The 21,359-nt window shown below is 34.2% G+C and carries 19 protein-coding genes; 15 read left to right on the forward strand and 4 right to left on the reverse strand.

Annotated elements, in window-relative coordinates; all coding sequences use genetic code 11:
* Positions 1–133 precede the first annotated feature (133 nt).
* Positions 134–793 carry a phosphatase PAP2 family protein gene (locus tag ACTNDN_RS10825; protein WP_349204129.1) on the forward strand — a complete coding sequence of 220 codons (660 nt, stop codon included), beginning with the start codon at positions 134–136 and terminating at the stop codon, positions 791–793.
* A gap of 276 nt (positions 794–1,069) precedes the next feature.
* Here the strand turns inward: ACTNDN_RS10825 and ACTNDN_RS10830 are convergent, their stop codons facing one another.
* Positions 1,070–2,473 carry a hypothetical protein gene (locus ACTNDN_RS10830; protein ID WP_441131238.1) on the reverse strand — a complete coding sequence of 468 codons (1,404 nt, stop codon included), beginning with the start codon at positions 2,471–2,473 and terminating at the stop codon, positions 1,070–1,072.
* Positions 2,474–2,927: 454 nt separating this feature from the next.
* Between ACTNDN_RS10830 and liaF the strand changes: the two genes are divergently transcribed.
* From liaF to ACTNDN_RS10845, 3 genes are read left to right on the forward strand one after another with little or no spacing between them, the layout of a single operon-like run.
* Entirely contained in the window at positions 2,928–3,665 is a 738-nt protein-coding gene (gene liaF / locus ACTNDN_RS10835) for a cell wall-active antibiotics response protein LiaF (RefSeq protein WP_031536656.1), read from the forward strand.
* Positions 3,666–3,673: 8 nt separating this feature from the next.
* Positions 3,674–4,717, forward strand: coding sequence for a sensor histidine kinase (locus ACTNDN_RS10840; RefSeq protein WP_349204127.1), 1,044 nt, complete (start codon positions 3,674–3,676; stop codon positions 4,715–4,717).
* The gene (locus tag ACTNDN_RS10845) at positions 4,710–5,345 is read left to right on the forward strand and encodes a response regulator (protein ID WP_441131239.1); all 636 of its coding nucleotides are present in this window, start codon (positions 4,710–4,712) and stop codon (positions 5,343–5,345) included. The genes ACTNDN_RS10840 and ACTNDN_RS10845 overlap by 8 nt, the downstream gene beginning before the upstream one ends.
* Before the next feature lie 35 nt (positions 5,346–5,380).
* Here the strand turns inward: ACTNDN_RS10845 and ACTNDN_RS10850 are convergent, their stop codons facing one another.
* Positions 5,381–5,899, reverse strand: coding sequence for an antibiotic biosynthesis monooxygenase family protein (locus tag ACTNDN_RS10850; protein WP_048717151.1), 519 nt, complete (start codon positions 5,897–5,899; stop codon positions 5,381–5,383).
* A gap of 517 nt (positions 5,900–6,416) precedes the next feature.
* On the opposite strand from ACTNDN_RS10850, the gene hemE reads away from it, so the two are divergent.
* The 6 genes from hemE to ACTNDN_RS10880 all read left to right on the forward strand — a co-directional run bounded on the left by hemE (position 6,417) and on the right by ACTNDN_RS10880 (position 14,501).
* Complete coding sequence (gene hemE, locus ACTNDN_RS10855; protein ID WP_031536652.1) at positions 6,417–7,475, forward strand: uroporphyrinogen decarboxylase; 1,059 nt, start codon at positions 6,417–6,419, stop codon at positions 7,473–7,475.
* A 66-nt stretch (positions 7,476–7,541) separates the two neighbouring features.
* The gene (gene hemH / locus ACTNDN_RS10860) at positions 7,542–8,486 is read left to right on the forward strand and encodes a ferrochelatase (protein WP_031536651.1); all 945 of its coding nucleotides are present in this window, start codon (positions 7,542–7,544) and stop codon (positions 8,484–8,486) included.
* A gap of 343 nt (positions 8,487–8,829) precedes the next feature.
* Complete coding sequence (locus ACTNDN_RS10865; RefSeq protein WP_031536650.1) at positions 8,830–9,420, forward strand: TetR/AcrR family transcriptional regulator; 591 nt, start codon at positions 8,830–8,832, stop codon at positions 9,418–9,420.
* A 73-nt stretch (positions 9,421–9,493) separates the two neighbouring features.
* Positions 9,494–11,713, forward strand: coding sequence for a YhgE/Pip domain-containing protein (locus ACTNDN_RS10870; RefSeq protein ID WP_031536649.1), 2,220 nt, complete (start codon positions 9,494–9,496; stop codon positions 11,711–11,713).
* Between the two features lie 246 nt (positions 11,714–11,959).
* Positions 11,960–12,949 carry a lipoate--protein ligase gene (locus tag ACTNDN_RS10875; RefSeq protein WP_031536648.1) on the forward strand — a complete coding sequence of 330 codons (990 nt, stop codon included), beginning with the start codon at positions 11,960–11,962 and terminating at the stop codon, positions 12,947–12,949.
* Between the two features lie 271 nt (positions 12,950–13,220).
* Complete coding sequence (locus tag ACTNDN_RS10880) at positions 13,221–14,501, forward strand: M48 family metallopeptidase (RefSeq protein ID WP_235251555.1); 1,281 nt, start codon at positions 13,221–13,223, stop codon at positions 14,499–14,501.
* 302 nt (positions 14,502–14,803) lie between these two features.
* Here the strand turns inward: ACTNDN_RS10880 and ACTNDN_RS10885 are convergent, their stop codons facing one another.
* Positions 14,804–15,034: an IDEAL domain-containing protein gene (locus tag ACTNDN_RS10885; protein WP_031536646.1), complete on the reverse strand. Its 231-nt coding sequence runs from the start codon at positions 15,032–15,034 to the stop codon at positions 14,804–14,806.
* 190 nt (positions 15,035–15,224) lie between these two features.
* Between ACTNDN_RS10885 and ACTNDN_RS10890 the strand changes: the two genes are divergently transcribed.
* Entirely contained in the window at positions 15,225–15,812 is a 588-nt protein-coding gene (locus ACTNDN_RS10890) for a competence protein ComK (RefSeq protein ID WP_048717148.1), read from the forward strand.
* 26 nt (positions 15,813–15,838) lie between these two features.
* Here ACTNDN_RS10890 and ACTNDN_RS10895 read toward each other — a convergent pair whose 3' ends face one another.
* The gene (locus tag ACTNDN_RS10895) at positions 15,839–16,204 is read right to left on the reverse strand and encodes a hypothetical protein (RefSeq protein ID WP_031536644.1); all 366 of its coding nucleotides are present in this window, start codon (positions 16,202–16,204) and stop codon (positions 15,839–15,841) included.
* Positions 16,205–16,453: 249 nt separating this feature from the next.
* Between ACTNDN_RS10895 and ACTNDN_RS10900 the strand changes: the two genes are divergently transcribed.
* From ACTNDN_RS10900 to lepB, 4 genes are all read left to right on the forward strand, one after another.
* Positions 16,454–18,445 carry a S9 family peptidase gene (locus tag ACTNDN_RS10900; RefSeq protein ID WP_031536643.1) on the forward strand — a complete coding sequence of 664 codons (1,992 nt, stop codon included), beginning with the start codon at positions 16,454–16,456 and terminating at the stop codon, positions 18,443–18,445.
* A 378-nt stretch (positions 18,446–18,823) separates the two neighbouring features.
* Complete coding sequence (locus ACTNDN_RS10905) at positions 18,824–19,765, forward strand: LCP family protein (protein ID WP_031536642.1); 942 nt, start codon at positions 18,824–18,826, stop codon at positions 19,763–19,765.
* Positions 19,766–19,992: 227 nt separating this feature from the next.
* Entirely contained in the window at positions 19,993–20,613 is a 621-nt protein-coding gene (locus tag ACTNDN_RS10910) for a TVP38/TMEM64 family protein (RefSeq protein WP_031536641.1), read from the forward strand.
* A 39-nt stretch (positions 20,614–20,652) separates the two neighbouring features.
* Positions 20,653–21,207 carry a signal peptidase I gene (lepB, locus tag ACTNDN_RS10915; RefSeq protein ID WP_031536640.1) on the forward strand — a complete coding sequence of 185 codons (555 nt, stop codon included), beginning with the start codon at positions 20,653–20,655 and terminating at the stop codon, positions 21,205–21,207.
* The last annotated feature ends 152 nt before the right edge of the window (positions 21,208–21,359 follow it).

A 21,359-nucleotide genomic window follows, 5' to 3' on the forward strand; every position in this document is an offset into this window, starting at 1 on the left:
TTATAGCATGGAAAAAGTAGGAGGATAGGAGAAAGGTAGATGGAAAAGGATTAGTTCTTAATTTTCCCCTATCCTAATGAAGGGAATGTTGTTAAAATAAGGTTTAAATGGAATATCGTATGGAGGGCAAAACATGGATATTAGAAAATCAAAAATGGCTTGGGGTCTGTTAATCCTTTCGTTCTTATTTTTTATCCTTCTTATTATTGGCGTATCTGGTCAGGAGAAATTGGCCACTGATACAGCGATAACTGATTTTATACATATCCTTTTTTCAACTAGCTTAAATCCTTTTTGGGAAGGGGTATCTAATTTAGGAGATAAGATTGGGATTGGAATCATTGCCTTGCTTTTCATCCTTTTTCTTTGGTGGAAAAAGAAAGATTATGCTGGGATTGTCACATTTGTTCTATGTGTGGGAATAGGTAATGAATTAAATAAATGGATAAAGGATCTAGTAGCAAGACCTAGACCGATAACAGCGGATGCTATAGAGGCAGACAGTTTTAGTTTCCCTAGTGGGCATGCAATGGTAGGATTGCTTCTCTACTTGTTTATTGCCCATCTTATCGCAAAGGAAATAAAAGCAAATGCAGGGAAACTAATATTAGCAGGTGCTGCCTTTGTATTAATTCTACTAATTGGGATAAGCAGAATTGCTTTAGGGGCACACTATCCAACAGATGTTATTGGTGGCTACTTATTAGGAGGAATCTGGTTATTTATATGGGTAGGTTTGTACGAAACTTTTAAAGATAGACTGAATAGACGTAAGAATGAGGCTGGGACATAAGCGGTGCAACTAATAATAAACACGAATTTTTATGTGGTTAATTTACATAAAAATTCGTGTTTATTAATTTGGAAAAAGGTTTAATAATGAAGTGAAATGGAGCATCTGTAGCGCAATGGAACGACTTAGTTTTTACGCTTAACTATATTTAAAAACTAAATTAGAAATTGTAGCTCTTTAAAGATTAGTTATTTAGTTTTGTCCCAGCCTTTTTTTTATTTTGAAAATATGGAGCTTAATACCTTGATTGTTTATTAGTGTGGTCCGGCTGTCTATTTAGATAAGAAACATTGCAAAAATGGTGGTAACCGCTAATCCGATACAAACTGGAAGAAGATTTCGTCTAGCTAATTCAAATGGATCGACATTACATATTGCAGCAGCAGGAATTAACGCCCAAGGCACTAGAGTTCCGCCACCAACCCATATTGCAGCAATTTGCCCTAAAGCAGTTAAGGTGCTTATACCACTGCCAATTGCATGGGCAAACAAACCAGCAATGGATCCTGCTAAAGAAATTCCGGAGAAGCCAGAACCGTCTAAGCCTGTAATAACACCAACAGCAGTTAATGTGACTGCTCCAATTTCTTTCGTTAATGGAACAGTGGAAGCTATAGCAACTCCGAGATCATTTACAATTCCGTGTGACTCTTTTGGAAGAAAGTCTCCGATAATCGTATTAAAGCCTGAGTCACCTAAATAAAAGAATGCGGCAATGGGAATAACTGGACCAAAAACTTTAAAGCCAAATTGAAAACCTTCGATTAAATAACTGGTTGTTTTTTCTAACCCCTTGTTTTTATAGCTTACTAGTGTAATTAAAAGAAGAATAATAATGGATGTTCCTCCAACTAGTGCAGTAGCATCTCCACCTTGTAAATCTAGAAGAAACATGGCAACTACGTCAAGAATAAAAAGAATCGGAATAAGAATGGCAAATAATTTCTTTTGGGTTCTGCTAAGCAGTAATTGATTAACTGAAGGAAGTAGTTCTGATGTACTGGAAGATTTGATGCCGGTCGAATAAGTTAATGTTCCTCTTTTCATATCACGTTTAATAAAATAGAAAGCAGAAATAGTGGTCACAAGTCCCATAACAATAACTAGGGGAATACTTGCATGCATGACATCTTGCACAGGGATACCAGCAGCATCTGCAGTTAGCTTTGGAGCTGCTTGAATAATATAGTCTCCTGATAGAGCGATTCCATGACCAAACAAGTTCATAGCCATGGCAACAGCAATTCCTGGCAAACCAACACGCAGCGCGACTGGTAATAAAACAGCACCAATTAATGCTACTGCAGGAGAAGGCCAGAAAAAGAAAGAAATCAACATCATTACGATACCAATCGTCCAATATGCAAGACTTGGTGAACGAATTAATTTCGAAAAGGGAGAAATCATCACATCATTAATCCCTGTTTTTGTCAAAATTTTGCTCATTGCAACGATAATGGAAATGACCACAATAGTAGGTAACAATTCTGTGATCGCAAAGATAAAACTATTAAAAATACTGCTAATCGACGTGCTTAATGACCCAGTTGCTGTAATGGCTAAAAGAAAGATTCCGACAATACAAATAAATGTAGTATCTCTTCTCATAACCATAAATCCGATAATAAAGACAATAAATAATACATATATCCAATGAAGTACTGTTAATTCAATCCCCATTTAATGCAGCTCCTTTCCCGATTTAAGGTCGATAATGCAATAGGCATTTATCACAATTCGGTTAATACAGACTATGTGGCTGCATGTAAAAGGTGATAAGTCCTTTTAAGAAAAATGGGTATCCCTCTTAACGGAAGTAATATCTATTGCTCGAGATAGCAAATAAAGAGAAAGGAGGAGGACAATGAGTAGAAGATTTCTATTATTATCGATCAGGGGAGATTCTGCTTCGTTTTATGGAACCTCCCTATATCTGATGTAAGGAGAAATTATTACATGAAAAAATGGAGACTACTTCTAAGGACGGAGAAAAAAACTTCGATAGAAGGAACAAAAATAGTCGAAATGATAGTACAATAAGTTTATATTCTTGTTGTCCTTTTTGGAATTTTATCCATATAGAAAGAAGAAATATCACCCAAAGTATAAATGTTTAAAGAAAGAAGGGAAGTCTTTGAAAAAATCTATCCCCAAAACATTGTTTTCCATTACTTTACTGGTTCTAGGCGTTATCCTATTACTCATTAGTATAGGTGTCATTTCCTTGGAAATAAAAAAAATATTTGTCATAATATATCCGTTTTTGTTGTTTATATATGGAAGTCTATCTCTTTATCATATTTCATTAAAGAGGAAAAATAATTTGTTTTTCACTTTATTTATTCTTGTGTTTTCAATTTTATTAATATTGGATCGATTCCAAGTATTGGAATTTGGTTTCGTGGATTTTTGGAGATTATGGCCATTAGTAATTATTCTTTTGGCATTAAGGCTTATTAGCCCAAAGAAATTTTCTTTTGAATATGATAATGGAGGAAACCGCTACACAAAGAAATCATTTCGAATTGGCGACGTGAAATATAACACAGACAACTGGTCTGTTGAACCAATGCATATATCTCATGGGATAGGAGATGTCTATATCGATTTTAGCAAAGCCTTTATTCCAGAAGGAGAAACTGAATTGTTTATACATGCTAGAATTGGTGACATAAAAATTATTGTTCCAGATGATTTAGCGATGAATGTTACTGCAGAAGCGAAAATTGGAGAAGTACGCATACTTCAATCAATTAGAGATGGGCTTGGAAATAGCTTAGAGTATGTAACACCCGATTATGAAGAGGCAATAAAAAAAATTAAATTGAATATTTTAATAAATATAGGCGATATAGCTGTGCAAAAGGTATAGGAGGAAACATGAAGCAGACAAGTAGCCGTTATGGATATTACCGAAATGTAGCTTTAACAAGTATGATTAGTGCTTTATTGTTATTTATAAGTATACAAATTTATTTATATTTGTTTTCTGCTTTTGTTATGACAGCTATAGAAAGTTTCATTTTAGCAGTTATTTGGTTTTTCCTAACTTCTATAATTGGTTTTTACTTCGCCTTTAAATGGAATAGCACGATTAAGAAGCAATTAGATGAGGTATTTTGGTTTACATCGTCTTTACGGAGAGGGAAAATACCAGGGAAAATGCAGCTATCCACGAATGAGTATGTATACGGTGTGAAAGAAGAACTTAATCAACTTGCAGACTATCAACAAGAACAAGTCCATTCATTGCAAAGATTAGCAAATGAAAAAATAACACTTGGCCAAACTGCTCATAATGCTGCAGTTATAGAAGAAAGGCAAAGACTTGCAAGAGATTTGCATGATGTTGTCAGTCAACAATTATTTGCATTAAACATGATGTCTTCTGCTGCATATAAAGTTTTTGACAGCAATCCAGTTTTGGCAAAAGAACAGTTAAAAGAAATTGTGTCGATTGCAGGAAAAGCACAAGGAGAAATGCGAGCATTATTGCTACATTTAAGGCCCGTTGAATTAAGTAATGATACATTGTGTGATGGAATTATTAAGCTAATTCAAGAATTGAAGGGAAAAACAACGCTCCATTTTTCTGCGAGCATTGATGAAATAGAAGGTTTAACTACGGCTGGACAAGAACATTTATTTCGAATCGTACAGGAAGCCTTATCCAATGTGCTTCGTCATTCCCATGCAGATAAAGTAAGAATCATTTTGGAAGAGCGCGGAAATTATGCTCATTTACATATTGGAGATAATGGAAAAGGATTTGATCCAACTATAGAAAGGATAGCTTCCTATGGATTAAAAACGATGAGAGAGCGTTGTGAAGAAATTGGTGGCATAATGGAAGTTCGCTCGAAAATCGGAGAAGGTACATATATTGATATTAGAGTTCCGACTAAGGGGTGGGAAAATGATTAAAGTAGTAGTTGTTGACGATCATGAGATGGTCCGGAAAGGGATTATTTCTTATTTAATGACAGAGTCGAATATGCAAATTGTAGGAGAAGCCAATAGTGGACAAAATGCTGTTCAGCTTGTTATAAAAGAAAAGCCAGATATTGTCCTGATGGATTTACTGATGGAAAACGGAAATGGAATCGAAGCAACTAAAGCCATTCTAACAGAATATCCTAGCTGTAAAATCATTATTATAACAAGCTTCTATGATGAAGCTCAAGTAATTCCAGCGATAGAGGCAGGTGCCTTTAGCTATTTACTAAAAACAGCGAGTGCCTTTGAAGTTGTTCAGGCTATTAATAAAGCCAATAGTGGAGAAGCAATAATTGAGCCTAAAGTTGCTAATGTTATGGTCAAAAAATTACGAGCAACAGAAAGAAAACCCCATGATGATCTAACAGAAAGAGAATCGGAAGTACTAATGTGTATTGGAGAAGGCATGACAAATCAAGCGATTAGTGAGGAATTATATATCGGGATAAAAACGGTAAAGACCCATGTTAGCAATATATTATCCAAGCTAGGAGTAGCCGACCGAACACAAGCAGCTGTTTATGCAAATCGAAATGGCATAATTAAGACAAGGTAGTTAGTTGTTCAGCAGGCTACAGGGATTATGTATGATTAATCTTCCTCTGGAATCGTTAATTGCATGAAATATGGTTTTCCATTAAAGATAGAATGCTGCGAATTATTCCAGCCTTTTTCACTATTATTTCCGATTGGCGCATTTGCATTTTCTGGATGCTGCATCCACTTAATATAGCTTGCTTTATTTTCCCATAGACAAAGGATAATAAAAGTATCTCCTTTTTTAGGACGGAGGAATCGAATGGCTTTCATTTCTCTATGTGGATTAGATGAAAAATATTTCATTATATTATGCTCATAAACAGGTTTATTATCTTCACTTACAGGTACATAATTCATTGTTATAAATCCGTTATTTTCTAATATTCCATAGGTAAATAAAATGTCATAGCTTCTTGGTTCCTTGAAAAAAGAAGGATTCTGACTTTCATGAAGCAGTATTGCCCTGTCACTATTTATATCTTGCATTAACAATAAAGTTTCTTTAGAAAATTCATTCTCGTATTTTTTCCATAAATAATCATATGTTCCGCTAGTAAGATAGATGTTCACTGATCTTCCTCCTATGTCACAAGATACTATTAGCATACAATAAAAATGGAAAAGTTACTATGGAAATAGAGAAGGGAGGCACATGAATAAACCTTTAACGGATTTTTAAATAATCGCAAATAGGAAGAAGCAGATGTTTTTCTAAGATGCTTTTAATTGTTGGGGTGCTGCATGGCTAATCGGATAAAAATGTCTAAATTGTGACAATCCGATGAGTTATCTATGCAAAGGTAGTGAAAAAGATATATTATTAAAATGTATGCATGATTGAGTGGGAGTAATTTTACATAAAATAAGGTGGAGTGTCTGGTGAGTGAGGACATTCCTTTTTATTGGGGATGATAAGTTTTTGAGAAAAGTAATTGGGAAAGTGCAAAAAAATTTCCCGCTTTCAAAACTTTTTACTTGCATAATATTTATAAATATTATAATTTAATAATGATTATAAATAAGTTGAGTATAACCACTAATATAGATACAATGGAAATCATACCTTTGAAAGGTGGACATTAAGAGGATGAGCAAACAAGTGAAAGATACATTTATTAAAGCGGCAAAAGGACAGCCGACTGATTATGTTCCGGTATGGTATATGCGACAGGCTGGTCGTTCCCAACCTGAATATCGAGCAATTAAAGAAAAATATTCTTTATTCGAAATAACACATCAGCCAGAATTATGTGCATATGTTACGAAATTACCAGTCGATCAGTATGATGTCGATGCAGCCGTGCTTTATAAAGATATTATGACACCACTTCCAGCAATCGGTGTTGATGTTGAAATAAAATCAGGAATTGGACCAGTGATAGAGAATCCCATTCAATCAATGGATGATGTTGCAAAACTTGGTATGTTACATCCTGAACAAGATATTAAGTATGTCCTTGATACGATTAAGCTCCTTACAACCGAGCAATTAGATGTTCCTTTAATTGGTTTTTCTGGTGCACCATTTACCCTTGCCAGTTATATGATTGAAGGGGGTCCATCGAAAAATTATCATAAAACAAAAGCATTTATGTATGCAAAACCGGAAGCCTGGACTACTCTTATGGATAAACTTGGCGATATGGTTATTACCTATGTAAAGGCACAGATTCAAGCTGGAGCTAGTGCTATTCAAATTTTTGATTCATGGGTTGGCGCATTGAACGTGGTAGACTATCGTATTTTTATTAAGCCTGTAATGGAAAGAATTTTTTCAGCGTTAAAGGATGAAAATGTACCACTAATTATGCATGGAGTTGGTGCAAGCCATTTAGCTTTAGAATGGAACGACCTTCCCCTCGATGTAGTTGGCCTAGATTGGAGATTACCTATATCTGAGGCAAGAAAAATGGGGATAAAAAAAGCAGTTCAAGGGAATTTGGATCCGGCAGTTCTGCTTGCACCATGGAGTGTCATTGAAGAGAGAACGAAAGCAATTATTCAGCAAGGTATTAAAACCCCTGGCTTTATCTTTAATTTAGGGCATGGCGTATTCCCGGATGTAGATCCAGCGGTGTTGAAAAGATTGACTGGATTTATTCATGACTATTCTGGTGATTTATTAAGCAAGCGTGAAGGTAAATAAAAATTATTTAAAAGGATATATAAAGAAATAAGATACAAAATAATAGGAAAGAAGAGAGGTAATGAAATGAGTCGTAAAAAAATGGGTCTTCTAGTGATGGCATATGGAACTCCATATAAAGAAGAGGATATTGAAAGATATTATACGGATATTAGACATGGCAGAAAGCCGACAGATGAAATGCTTCAAGACTTAACGAGTCGCTATGAAGCAATTGGCGGGATTTCTCCATTAGCAAAAATTACGATGGAACAAGCAAAAGGCTTGGAGGCCCGTCTTAATGAAATTCAAGAGGATATTGAATTTAAAATGTATTTGGGCTTAAAGCATATTGAACCATTTGTAGAAGATGCCGTAAAGATGATGCATGATGATGGGATAAAAGAAGCAGTAAGTATTGTATTAGCTCCACATTATTCTACATTTAGTATTAAATCATATAATAATCGTGCAAAAGCAGAAGCGGATAAGCTAGGCGATTTAACTATTCATAGTATTGAAAGTTGGTATAAAGAGCCTAAGTTTATCAACTATTGGGTAAATCAACTAAAAGAGACATATAGCAAAATGTCTCAAGAAGAAAGAGATAATGCAGCTTTAATCGTATCAGCACATAGTTTGCCAGAAAAAATTCTTCAATATGGAGACCCTTATCCAGAGCAATTAAAGGAAACAGCAAATTTAATTGCAAAAGGGGCAGGAATTTCTACTTATTATCTAGGTTGGCAAAGTGCTGGCAATACACCAGATCCTTGGCTAGGACCAGATGTTCAGGATTTAACAAGAGATCTATACGATAAATATGGATATAAAGCATTTGTTTATGTTCCAGTAGGATTTGTTGCAGAACATTTAGAGGTTTTATATGACAATGACTACGAATGCTTGGTAGTTACAAAAGAAGTTGGTGCAAGTTATTATCGACCAAAAATGCCGAACGCACAGCCAGAATTTATTGATGTATTAGCAACAGTCGTATTAAAAGAAATTGCCGTACCTACTAAAGGATAAGCTAAAAAATAATTTTTCTTGACATTATTATATTGTAAACGGAACCAAGTGATTATTACGAAAATCGCTTGGTTTCTTTTGTTGCAAGCAGCTTAACACTGTGATATATTCTTCTTTGTACTAACTGACCGAAACGTTATTTTAGTCAGTCTCGTAATAGAAGCGGTCTTTCATAAGGGAGTTTTTCCTTTATATTTTTAAGATTAGAGTACATTGGAGACATGTTTTTGAGTGAACCAGTTAATGGAGAATATTTACTCGCTTAATAATAGGAAGGAAAAGACTGGTGCTTTGTTTTCTGCTTACATATGGAAAATTGCGCTATAAGAAAGAGGTGGGATATATGACTGTTGATCGTAGGAATCTTATTTTAGAAGCAGCGGCAAAATCATTTTCCATGTTCGGCTATAAAGCAACAACTATGGATCATGTCGCTAAAATCGCAAACGTAGGAAAAGGAACCATTTATACTTTTTTTAAGAATAAGGAAGAGCTTTTTTACGAAATCATAAATGATTTGATAGCAGAAATGAAGGAAAGAGCAGATGAGTCATTTGATCCATCCTCTACGTTTATGGAAAATGTCCATCGTGCATTGATGAATATGCTTGAGTACCGCAAAGAACATCAGTTGACGGTTAAACTTTTTCAAGAGCAACGAGAAATCGGCACTTTAGAAGTAAAGGAAGTTATTAGTCATTTAGAAAATGCCATATTAAATTATATGAAGATACGTGTGCAAGAGGCAGTAGATAAAGGGGAAATTCAAATAAAGGATACAGAATTAACCTCGTTTATTATCTTTAAAGTATATTTAGCATTAATATTTGAGTGGGAGAAAAACCACCCGCCTCTAAGCTCAGAGGAAATAGCTTCTAGTTTAGAAATGCATTTATTTTATGGATTATCAGGTGATTCTCTAGTTTCTAAGTAAAGGGGATTTGTAATTAATAATTGAAAGTAATGGAAAAGAATAATAGAGTTATGGAAAAATGGAGGGGAATTACATGAAACAAAGTTTATTAAAGGCAGAGCTGTCCTCTATTTTTAAAAATAAAATGATGCTCATTTCTGTTATTGCTATTGTATTTATTCCAATATTATATGCAGGCATCTACTTATGGGCCTTTTGGGATCCTTATGGAAACTTAGACAAATTACCCGTTGCAGTCGTTAATGAAGATACCGGGACAGAAATGAACGGGAAATCATTAGAGATTGGTAACGATTTAGTTGAAAACTTAAAGGACAGCGAAGATTTCCACTTTATTTTTGTTGATAAAAAAACAGCATATGAAAATTTAGAAAAGCAAAAGTATTATATGTTGATAGAGATACCAAAAGATTTTTCGGAAAATGCGACGACCTTACTTGAAGATAATCCACAGAAATTAGATTTGAAATATATCTCTAATCCTGGCTATAACTTTATTTCTTCTCAAATAGGGAACTCTGCAATTGAAAAAATTAAGCAAGGTGTAAGTAAAGAAGTAACGGAAACTTATGCGGAATCTATTTTTGAAAACATTACAGAAATGTCAGATGGCTTAAAAACAGCAAGCTCTGGTGCAAAAGATTTAGAAGAAGGAACAGATAAAATTAAATCTGGGACAGAAGAGGTTTATTCTAACTTAAAAACACTTGCTGAAAAGTCAATTCAATTTTCTGATGGTGTAAATAGTGCGAATGATGGAGTGAAAGAGCTAGCAGATGGTGCGGGGGATTTGAATAAAGGGTTATCGGAGTTACAATCCGCACAAGGGGAATTAAGTACTGCCGCTGAGCAATTACAAGCAGGGGATCAATCCATTCTGGATGGCGTGTCTCAAACAAAAGATGGAATCAATACAGTTAAAGCGAGTATACCTTCGCTAATCGAAGGGACAAATCAGCTTCAAACTGGTTCAGATAATTTATCGCAAAGTTTAACAGAATGGAGTGATAAATCAGAACAATTAGCTGCTGGAGCAAATCAATTAAATGAAGGTGCTAAAACCTTACAGGAAACAATAAATTCGATTATGCCGATGCTACAAGGATTACCAGAAGAAAATCAACAGCAGTTAATGGCAGCCATTCAAGGGTTGGTGGACGGAAGCTCTTCTATTGCTACAAATACAGTGGCTTTGAGCCAAGCAGCAGACCAGCTGGCAGAAGGTGGAGTGAGCCTTTCAAGCGGTCTAACTGAATTAAATGAAGGTCAAAAACAGCTTCAAACAGGTGTTAATCAGTTAAGTGATGGTAGCTCGAAGTTAGAAAGTGGGGTAAAGCAACAGGTAGCTGGTCAAGAACAATTTGTGTCTGGAATGAATCAGTATGCCTCTGAATTCTCAAAAGCTGTCGATGGGTCTTTTAATTTAGCTGAAGGTGCGAATACATTGCTAACAGGAATGAATACACTTGCAACTGGTTCCACTGCTTTATCAGATGGAACCAACTTGCTGAAAAACGGTTCAAAGGAACTGGTTAATGGAACTTCTACCTTATTGGATGGTAGTAAAGAGCTATCTTCTAAATTATCCGATGGAGCGGAGGAAGCAAGTTCCATACATTCGGATGAAAAAACCTATGATATGATTGCAGAACCGATTTTAGTGGACCAAGAAAAGGTATCGGATGTTCCGAATTATGGAACGGGCTTAGCTCCATATTTTATCTCACTTGGATTGTTTGTTGGTGCTTTAATGTTATCTATCGTTTTCTCTTTTGCCGAACCAGAGAGACAGCCAAAAAGTGGTATGCGTTGGTTTTTAAGCAAAACGATCATTCTAGTTGGAGTGGGTGTCTTGCAGGCACTAGTTGCGTCCTTTGTATTGCTCGTTATTTTGGGTATGGAAGTTCAAAGCGTACCGTTGTTTATCCTATTTACTGTTCTAACTAGTTTAGTATTTTTCTCGATTATCCAATTTTTTGTTACGTTATTTGGAAATCCTGGACGGTTTATTATCGTAATAATCATGATTTTCCAATTAACTACAAGTGCGGGAACATTTCCGTTAGAGTTAATACCAAATGTATTACAACATATCCACAATCTATTGCCAATGTCTTATTCAGTAGCTGGCTTAAAAGCGGTAATCTCAACTGGTGATTTTGAGTATATGTGGCATAATGCAGAGATTTTGGGGATTTATCCAATATTGTTCTTTGCAGGTACAGCTATTTACTTTATCTTTAAATATAGACGTCATTATATAAACAATGACATGGAAGTTACTGCGGAATAATAAGAAAGCTGCTGCTTTGTATCTTCATAGAAACTCTATTGGATATTTATGATAGAAATTCTTGAAGCTGCCAAATAGCAGCTTTTTGATTGTGCAGCCAAATCTGTGTTATAAAAAACTTTGCCAATTCTATGAAAAAAGTACAAATGAAGTGATTATTTCAGGTTTTTTCGTTATAGTATAAAAGGGTAATTAAATTCGGGAAAATAGGATATAATTCTACAAAATTTTAAGGGGTGTCTTTTTATGCTATTTATAGATAATAAAGGGATTACAGATCCGCGTATTAATCTTGCAATAGAAGAATATGCTTTGAAAAATCTAGACATAAATGAAACTTTTCTTTTATTTTATATAAATGAACCTTCCATCATTATTGGGAAAAACCAAAATACGATAGAAGAAATTAATACCGATTATGTAGAATCAAAAGGCATACATGTTGTCAGAAGATTGTCTGGTGGCGGTGCTGTTTATCATGATTTAGGCAATTTAAATTATAGCTTTATTACAAAGGATGACGGGGATAGCTTTCATAATTTTAGAAAATTCACAGAGCCTGTTGTCCAAGCGCTTAAAAGCATGGGAGTAAATGCTGAATTAAGTGGTCGCAATGATCTTCTTGCAGAAGGTAGAAAAATTTCTGGTAATGCCCAATTCTCTACAAGAGGAAGAATGTTTACCCATGGTACCTTGTTATTTGATTCTGAAATGGATCATGTTGTGTCAGCATTAAAAGTGAAAAAAGACAAAATTGAGTCAAAAGGGATTAAATCTGTAAGAAGTAGAGTAGCGAACATTACTGAATTTCTACCAGAAAAAATATCGGTGGAAGAGTTTCGTCGTCTTTTATTAGTTTATCTTTTTGACGGGGAAGAGAATATCCAAGAGTATGTATTAACAGAAGAAGATTGGGAGAAAATTCATCAATTATCAAAAGAAAGATACCAAAATTGGGATTGGAATTATGGAAAATCACCTAAATTCAATCTGCAGCATTCACATCGTTTCCCAGTTGGGCAAATTGATGTAAGATTCGATGTGGTTAAAGGAATTGTGAAAAACTGTAAAATTTATGGTGACTTCTTTGGTGTTGGCGATGTAGAGGATATCGAGAAACGCCTTATTGGTATCCGCTATGACCGCGCAGAGTTAGAAAAGGCATTAGAAGACATTTCTATTAAGCATTATTTTGGGAATGTAACAAAAGAAGATTTTCTGCAATTGATTTATTAATAACTTCAGAGCATATTTTAGCATCTAAAATGATAGTGGTTATCCTATTGTTTAGGATGCTTTTTTACGTTCTTTCAGTGAATAATATTTCTTTAGTGGAATGGCGCGGACAATTTTTTATGTTTAACTGATAAAACAGTGTTAAACAGATGTCGATTCCAATGACTAATAAGATAAACAAAATAAATAGCAAAAAATACTCCTTTTAGTTCTAAAAATTCTTTTTTGGACTACTTATTAATAATAGGTTGTACTAGGCAGGAGGGAGATTATGACTAGAAAAATTGGTTTTTATGCAGTGGTTGCCTATGTGTTATACGGCTTGTTTTTTTATTGGTATTTATTTCAATACACTAGTCCAACTTTGCCATTTGAATTTCAGGGGTCTAGAGCTGATCCAAGTACTTTTCTAAATAGCAGAGAATTAGTATTAAGTGAGGAATATTCACGGGTAAGAAATTTCTTGTTTTTTATATCAACACCATTTGAATGGCTTCTATACTTATTCATTTTATTATTTGGTTTTTCGAAAGCATTTAAAAAATGGGGAGAGTCTTCTGCTAAATATAAGCCGCTACAAACAGCTATTTATTTATTTTGGCTGAATATAACAGCATTTGTTTTGACCTTTCCTCTTGGGTATATCAGTTATTCCTTATCAAAGACTTATCATATCTCTACACAAAGCTTTCCATCCTGGATGAAGGACGAAATGATTGATTTTTGGGTGAATTATGTTATTTTGTATCTCCTTGTCATCGTTTTATATTGGCTTATGAAAAAAAGTCAAAAGAGATGGTGGCTTTATGCATGGTTTTTATCTATTCCGTTTACATTATTTCTCACGTTTATCCAACCGGTTGTTATTGATCCGCTCTATAATGATTTCACCCCTTTAAAGGATAAGGCATTAGAGGCTGAAATATTGAAGTTAGCGAGTGCTTCGAATATACCAGCTAACCATGTTTTCGAAGTGAATATGTCTGATAAAACTAGTGCATTAAATGCATATGTTACTGGAATAGGAAGCAATGCAAGAATTGTCCTATGGGATACGAGTTTAAAGGAATTAGAGAATGACGAAATTTTATTTGTTATGGCACATGAAATGGCTCATTATGTAGAAAAACATATTTATATTGGGATAGGCATTTCTTTATTCTTTTCCTTGTTTGGTTTATATTTTGTTTATAAATTAATGCACTGGATTGTGAATAGATGGGGAGATGCACTTAAAATATCGAGAGTAGAGGATATCCATTCTTTTCCTCTAGTACTTTTATTAATTTCCATGTTGCTGTTTGCTGTAAATCCAGTAACTAATTTAATTTCAAGATATGAAGAAAAAAGGGCTGATGACTATGCAGTCCAATTAACAGAAGATCCAGAAGCAGGTATTGTTACTTTTCAAAAGTTAGCAAAAACGGGATTGAGTGAAGTAAACCCACCTTTATTAGTAAAAATATTCCGTTATAGTCATCCGACAATGCTAGAAAGAATCAGTAAGCTAGAAGAGGAAAGTATCCGTTTGCAAAATCAACAGCAAGAATGATCGTTTCCATGTGGGATACTACTAATCTTTAAAGACGAATAATCTCTAATTTAGCTCTTGAATAAAGCTACCTTTATTTCAAATAACGATAAACACGAAGTATTATGTAATCATTTTGCATAAATGCTCGTGTTTATTATTTTAAACATAGATGTAAAAACGACTTAGTTTTTATACTTGACTAAATTTAAAAACATAGATAACTATCATGAGCAAAAGATAAAGGATGTCTCAAAGGGCTTAATTCAGCTAGCTGGATTAGCTCTTTGGGGCATCCTTAAATTATTTAGAACTCTTTATTATCAAGTACCGAAGCGCTTACATAATAAGTTGAATTTAATACTTAGTTCGTTAAATTTTTCTTTATTTCGTTCATCAATGGCTTTATCAATCAAGGACATCAAACTTGCTTTTTCATTATTTAATTGAATTTCAGAAAGCAGCATTTCAATGTAGAGGTCTTTTACATAAGTTTCTGTGTTCTTTTTCTTGCCACTTAACTTTGTAAACTCAGTGTAGGACTTATCATTCATTGTCTTTCCCTCCTGATGCCTTTTTAATATTATATGGGAAAATTTGATAATTATCAATCTATTTTTTAATAATTTAGAAATTTGATTATAAAGTATGTCTATGTTCTGAAAATTTAGGAAGTATTTAGGTTAATTAGGTAAAAAGTGCTATTATTAGGTTAGTTTACTAAATAAAAGGAGTGATTTATTGATGGAAGAAAAATATGTAATAGTTGATAATTATGCTATTAATTATCATACGCGAGCAGTGCTCCCTTATAAGTTGGCTAATGGTGTTATCTATTCAAAGATATACGAACAAAATAACGTTTTTTTATGCAAACATAGCCCGCTAATGATTGTTAAAAATACCTGTAGTTATCTGGGGAGCTCCTATGAAGGAAGGAGAGAGGGAACTCGTCGGTTAATGACCTATTACCATAAGGTTCCAATCGTAATTGATCCATATAATTCTGTTTATTTTTTTCCTACTCATTCTCCTAGAAATCAAAACTGTGCATGGATTTCACTTCATCATATTCTTGACATTAAAAAAATAGAAGCGTCCAAAGTAAGAATCACCTTCCAAAACTCACAAAAGATTGAAATAGGGATTTCCATCTATTCTCTGAGAAATCAAATAATGAGGACGAATTCATATAAAACTTTGCAACATTATAATTATGAAGCTAGTATGAATCCCAAACTCACGTATAAAAGTGGAATGGATAAACAGATAGAGCTGGCAGAAAACCAAATGAAATATAAAAAGAAGTGGAGTAAATCGGATAGCAATTGAAAAGGAGCTTTTTTTATTTACTTTTGTTAACTAATAGTAAACCTTTTGTATAAATAATACTCTAATAGTTCTTGAACTTTATTCCGAAGACGTGGGTTAAAGTAATTATGATATTCCTCATAACCGTTGTAAATAAACAAAAACATGGTAAATGCTTCATCACGATTTACTTCTTGAATCTTCAAAGCATGCTTATACATATAATTCTTCGTTTTTTTTAACTCCGTTTGTACTGCATTCATTGTATTTTCTATAAGGTCTATATAAGGTTGTTTTAGCTTAAAATTACTTTTTTTGATGACCTGCAGATCCCGATTAAGTATAGTTAAAAGCATAGGAAGATAAATAGCTTTTTCCATAATGTCCCTTTCTATTTCAGGAATTCGTGTCATAATCATTGACCCCTTCTTATATGTTATAGAACATTTGTTCTTATTCGATAATACCTTGTTTGGCTGTAATTTTCAAGTTGATAATGATATTTTTCACAGTCTCTAAAAAGCATGTTACATGTAAATTTAGGAAGGTGGATATTAATGCTGTAATTCCTGAAAAAATTTTTTAGAAGAAAAGAGAGAGAGAAGGAGGGGAAATTATTTCAGTTGTCGAAATATATAGTTACTTTAAATAAGGGAAGGAAGATGAAATTGAAAGAAAGCAATAGAATAAATGCAGAAGCTTTGTATGAATTAAAATCTGTCGTTGATCCTCAGGTTAATGAAAAAGGACAGGAATGTTTATATGTACTCACTTCCATTTGTAAAGAGACCGATAAGTATTATTCCAATATTTTTTATAAGCGTCTAGATACATTAGATACAACTCAATGGACATTTGGGAAAGATCGAAACTATTCACCAAGATGGTCACCGAATGGAGAACAAGTTGTCTTTATTTCGAATCGATCTGGGAAAAATCAATTGTTTTTATTAAATAAGCAAGGTGGAGAAGCAAAGCAACTAACCTTTTTAGCCAATGGAGTAAGTAATCCAGTTTGGTCCCCGGATAGCAAGGAAATAGCTTTTCAATGTAATTTAAAAATGGGAGAAACAGTTGAAGACAAAGAAAATATAACGGAGAAGAAAGAGGAAAAGGTTACTTCACTAGAAGTAACTAATATGAAGTACAAATCGGACGGCAAGGGCTTTTGGGATGGAAGCTATGATCATATTGCTATCATAAATATAGAAAGTGGCGATCTAGAGCAGATTACATCAGGAGAAAATAATTATTATGTGCAAAGCTGGTCCCCTGATGGACAGTACATAGCAATTAGTGCAGATGAAAGCGATGAAAAGGATTTTAGCTTTATTGCAGATATTTATCTATATAATAGAAAAGAACGGAACTGGAAGAAGGTTACAGAAAGTAATGGCTCTTATGGAAAAGCAACTTGGACACCTGATAGCAAAAGACTAGGATTGATAGGAAGTGGCAGAGAATACGAGAATGCGACTCTGTCAAAAATATGGGTATATGATTTAGAATCTGATTATCTACAATGCTTAACACCGGAATGGGATGTAAATGTTGGCGATTATGCAATCGGAGATTTTCAACAGGGATCTGTAACACCTGGCATACTATGGGGAGAGGATAATGAAAGCTTTACTTTTTTAGGAACTGACCATGGAAATACCATTGTCTATTTTGGAAATATTTCAGGTGCAATCTATCCGTCTCTTATCGATAATCATCATGTGTATGGGTTATCAACTGGCGGAAGTTTAAAAAGAGCGATTGTAGCTATTAGTACACCTACACATCCAGGAGATTTATACACCCTAAATTTAGAGACAGGCGAGGTTCAGCAAATTACAGATGTAAATAAAGAGTTTGCGGAAACACATACATTTTCTGAAGCTGAGCCATTACAATTTCATTCTCGAGATGGCTGGGAGCTGCATGGGTGGTTAATGAAGCCACAAGACTTTAAAGCGGGCGAAAAATATCCAATGGTAGTAGAAATTCATGGGGGACCACATGCAATGTATGCTAATTCCTATTTCCATGAATTCCAAACACTAACTTCTAATGGGTTTGCGGTATTGTTTATTAATCCGAGAGGAAGTCATGGCTATGGGCAGCAATTTGTAGATGCTGTACGTGGAGATTATGGCGGGAAGGATTATGAAGACATTATGGATGCGGTGGATTATTGTCTAGAGACATTTGATTTTATCGATGCTTCTCGTTTAGGGGTTACAGGAGGGAGCTATGGTGGCTTCATGACAAACTGGATTATAGGTCATACGGATCGTTTCAAGGCAGCAGTCACACAGCGCTCTATTTCCAATTGGATAAGTTTTTATGGAGTTAGTGATATAGGATACTACTTTACTGATTGGCAAATAAAAGCAGACTTAAATGATATTGAAACACTGTGGAAGCATTCTCCATTAGCTTATGTAAATAATATGCAAACACCATTGCTTATATTGCATGGAGAAAAAGATTTTCGTTGTCCAATTGAACAGGCAGAGCAATTATTTATTGCCTTAAAGGTGCAAAAAAAAGAAACGAAATTTGTCCGTTTCCCAGAATCAAATCATGAACTTTCAAGAAGTGGAAAACCTACACTTAGAATAGAAAGACTAAACTATATTAACAATTGGTTTTTGAAATATGTATAACGATTAAATAAAAGGGTGCCATCTGGCGCCTTTTTTTATGCGCAAAATTATTATTTTTGCCTATATAATCTGAAGCAAAATGGGTCTTCCATTTTTAAGATTAACTTATAAAATACCGAAGTATAAGTAAGTGTATATAAATAGAAAAAGTATAATTCTATCCTGTAATGTAATTTTAAGCAAGAAAAAAATGTAGAAAAGAACTTTTTTTGTTATGATAGTAAAAAGAAAGCTATCCATTAAGAAATGAAAGAGTTCAATAGCAAACAGGATTTACAAGGAGAAGAAGGTCTATATTTTTGTACAAAGGTTACACTTGATAGTAATAAAGAGTCATAAAAAAATAAAAAGAACTTTAATATGGAAAGGATTAATGAAATGGGGAGAGCGGAATATAGAAAAGGAAAGAAAAGAAGGAAATTACGTAAAGGGAGGGTTTTCTTTCTATTCCTAATTCTATTTATATTTTTGGTAGGTATATACAGTATTATTCAATTTAAGCAAGGAGAAAAACAGTCGTTAGGGAAGATTGGAGTAGACGAGGTTAAATACGAATTTAATGGGGAAAAGGATAGTAATGGTGGAACGAATATCCTTTTGCTTGGAAGTGACCAGCGTAAAGGGGAAAATCAATCCAGAACAGATACCATAATGGTAGCCCAATATCATCCTGATAATGGTACATATAAACTAATATCACTCATGAGAGATATGTATGTGGATATACCTGGATATAGTCAAGGGAGGATTAATACTGCCTATACTCTCGGAGGTCCTGAGCTTTTAAGGCAAACAATCAAACAAAATTTTGATATAGAATTGCAATATTATGCGATTATTAATTTTGAAGGATTTGAAGCTGTAGTTGATGAAGTATTTCCAGATGGTGTGGAAATCAATGTAGAGAAACAAATGTCTGAAAATATAGGCGTAACGTTGGAGCCAGGATTGCAACATTTAAATGGCAAGCAGTTACTAGGCTATGTGCGTTTCCGACATGATGCAGAATCTGATTTCGGAAGGGTGGCAAGACAACAAAAAACATTGCAAGCACTTGCTGATCAAGTTTCTGCTGTACAGACATTTGCTAAGCTGCCAAAACTAGCAGGGGTAATAATGCCTTACATTAATACGAGTATGGAAACAGGGGATATGCTGTTTATTGGGAAGGAATTATTGACTTCAAAAAATCATGAGGTAGAGTCGCTAAGAGTTCCAGTAGATGGAAGTTTCCAAGATATGCGAGTAAATGGAGCTGCTGTCTTATCTGTCGATTTAGAAGCGAATAAAACAGCAATAAAAGAATTTTTGGCACAATAAATTGAATTATCTTTAACATATTCTTTATATTTTAGAAAGAATAAAGAATTAAACTAGAATAGTTAAGTAGATTGTTTGCTAATAAATGCTATAGCAACAAAAGGTTCTAATAGAAGGGAAATGGTATGAAGTCCACTTGTGTTTTAAGTGGATTCATCAAAAACGCCAGAGTTAAAAGAATACAAATACAAAAAGATGCGTAAGTTGTTATACAAGGGGTTTTGCTCATGGATATGAACTTAATTAAAGAATGGTTTACGCTTGAAAATATAATGGACTTAATTGACAGTTATCGCTCGTTCGGACCGTTGCCAGGGGTCTTATTGCCAATGATTGAGGCGTTTATCCCTTTTTTGCCGCTTTTTGTTTTTATTATGGCTAATGTAAATGCTTTTGGATTTTGGCTAGGATTTTTATATTCATGGGCTGGAACAATCTTAGGTGCATTGCTAGTATTCTCGATAATCCGAAAGTATGGGAAAAAAAGACTGCTGAGCTTTTTAAGAAAACATAAAAAGGTGCAGAAACCAATAATCTGGATTGAGCGACATGGATTTGGTCCGTTGTTCTTAATGCTATGTTTTCCGTTTACACCTTCTGCACTTGTAAATATAGTGGCTGGTTTATCGAGAATTAGTACGAGCCAATATGTGCTTGCCGTTATAGCAGGTAAACTAGTCATGATTAGTACGATTAGCTTTATTGGCTATGACTTGAAATCAATGATTGCGCAGCCATTACGTACAATACCTGTTGGGATAGCTATCTTTATTCTTTGGGCTATTGGGAAACGAATCGAGATAAAAATGAATAATCCGGGAATGGAAGAGAAAGAGAGAAGCCATTAGAAAAGATGGTCTGCAAAATTTATTTGGAGGAGATAGAGGTTGAAAGAAGCTATAAAGAAAGAAAGCATAGAATGGTTAAAGGCATTTGCAATCGGGATTATCATCTTTGTTATAATTCGTGCTTTTTTCTTCTCCAATTATGTAGTGGAAGGTGAATCGATGATGCCTACATTACAGGACGGAAACAAATTAGTTGTTAATAAAGTTGGTTATAAAATGACTGATTTTGATCACTTTGATATTATTGTTTTTCATGCAAATGAAAATGATGATTATGTGAAACGAGTAATTGGCATCCCTGGAGATAGAGTAGAATATAGAGATGACCATCTATTTATAAATGGGAAAAAGTATGAGGAGCCATTTCTAAATGATTATCGTAAACAAGTTTCATCCGGAAGGCTAACGGGGAATTTTACGTTAAAAGAACTAACCGGGGAGGCTACTGTTCCAAAAGGGAAATTATTTGTATTAGGGGATAATCGATTAGGAAGTTGGGATAGTCGCCATTTCGGATTCATTTCCATTGATCAAGTAGTTGGAAAAGTTAGCTTGCGTTATTGGCCATTTAATGAAATTCAATTTACCTTTTAGAAGGATGGATAAAGGAGAACTCAAGTTTGAGTTCTTTTTTCTTTATGTTGTTTTGATTGGTATAAAGTCAGGAGATATCAGCACACGAGGAGTAATAAAGCTTTTCCCTATTTCTCATTTCTTCACGACTATTCGAGTAGTATCGTTTAAGT

This window comes from Niallia sp. HCP3S3_B10, from assembly GCF_052064465.1.
In the GTDB taxonomy this organism is placed as follows: Bacteria; Bacillota; Bacilli; order Bacillales; family Cytobacillaceae; genus Niallia; species Niallia hominis.

Bases quoted from the DNA above. Each gene is read 5' to 3' on its own strand.
- hemE (WP_031536652.1), top strand. From the start codon at position 6,417: ATGAGCAAACAAGTGAAAGATACATTTATTAAAGCGGCAAAAGGACAG.
- ACTNDN_RS10890 (WP_048717148.1), top strand. From the start codon at position 15,225: ATGGAAGAAAAATATGTAATAGTTGATAATTATGCTATTAATTATCAT.
- ACTNDN_RS10825 (WP_349204129.1), top strand. From the start codon at position 134: ATGGATATTAGAAAATCAAAAATGGCTTGGGGTCTGTTAATCCTTTCG.
- ACTNDN_RS10870 (WP_031536649.1), top strand. From the start codon at position 9,494: ATGAAACAAAGTTTATTAAAGGCAGAGCTGTCCTCTATTTTTAAAAAT.
- hemH (WP_031536651.1), top strand. From the start codon at position 7,542: ATGAGTCGTAAAAAAATGGGTCTTCTAGTGATGGCATATGGAACTCCA.
- ACTNDN_RS10885 (WP_031536646.1), bottom strand. From the start codon at position 15,034: ATGAATGATAAGTCCTACACTGAGTTTACAAAGTTAAGTGGCAAGAAA.
- ACTNDN_RS10845 (WP_441131239.1), top strand. From the start codon at position 4,710: ATGATTAAAGTAGTAGTTGTTGACGATCATGAGATGGTCCGGAAAGGG.
- ACTNDN_RS10880 (WP_235251555.1), top strand. From the start codon at position 13,221: ATGACTAGAAAAATTGGTTTTTATGCAGTGGTTGCCTATGTGTTATAC.
- ACTNDN_RS10875 (WP_031536648.1), top strand. From the start codon at position 11,960: ATGCTATTTATAGATAATAAAGGGATTACAGATCCGCGTATTAATCTT.
- ACTNDN_RS10910 (WP_031536641.1), top strand. From the start codon at position 19,993: ATGGATATGAACTTAATTAAAGAATGGTTTACGCTTGAAAATATAATG.
- ACTNDN_RS10900 (WP_031536643.1), top strand. From the start codon at position 16,454: ATGAAATTGAAAGAAAGCAATAGAATAAATGCAGAAGCTTTGTATGAA.
- ACTNDN_RS10840 (WP_349204127.1), top strand. From the start codon at position 3,674: ATGAAGCAGACAAGTAGCCGTTATGGATATTACCGAAATGTAGCTTTA.
- ACTNDN_RS10865 (WP_031536650.1), top strand. From the start codon at position 8,830: ATGACTGTTGATCGTAGGAATCTTATTTTAGAAGCAGCGGCAAAATCA.
- ACTNDN_RS10905 (WP_031536642.1), top strand. From the start codon at position 18,824: ATGGGGAGAGCGGAATATAGAAAAGGAAAGAAAAGAAGGAAATTACGT.
- ACTNDN_RS10895 (WP_031536644.1), bottom strand. From the start codon at position 16,204: ATGACACGAATTCCTGAAATAGAAAGGGACATTATGGAAAAAGCTATT.
- ACTNDN_RS10830 (WP_441131238.1), bottom strand. From the start codon at position 2,473: ATGGGGATTGAATTAACAGTACTTCATTGGATATATGTATTATTTATT.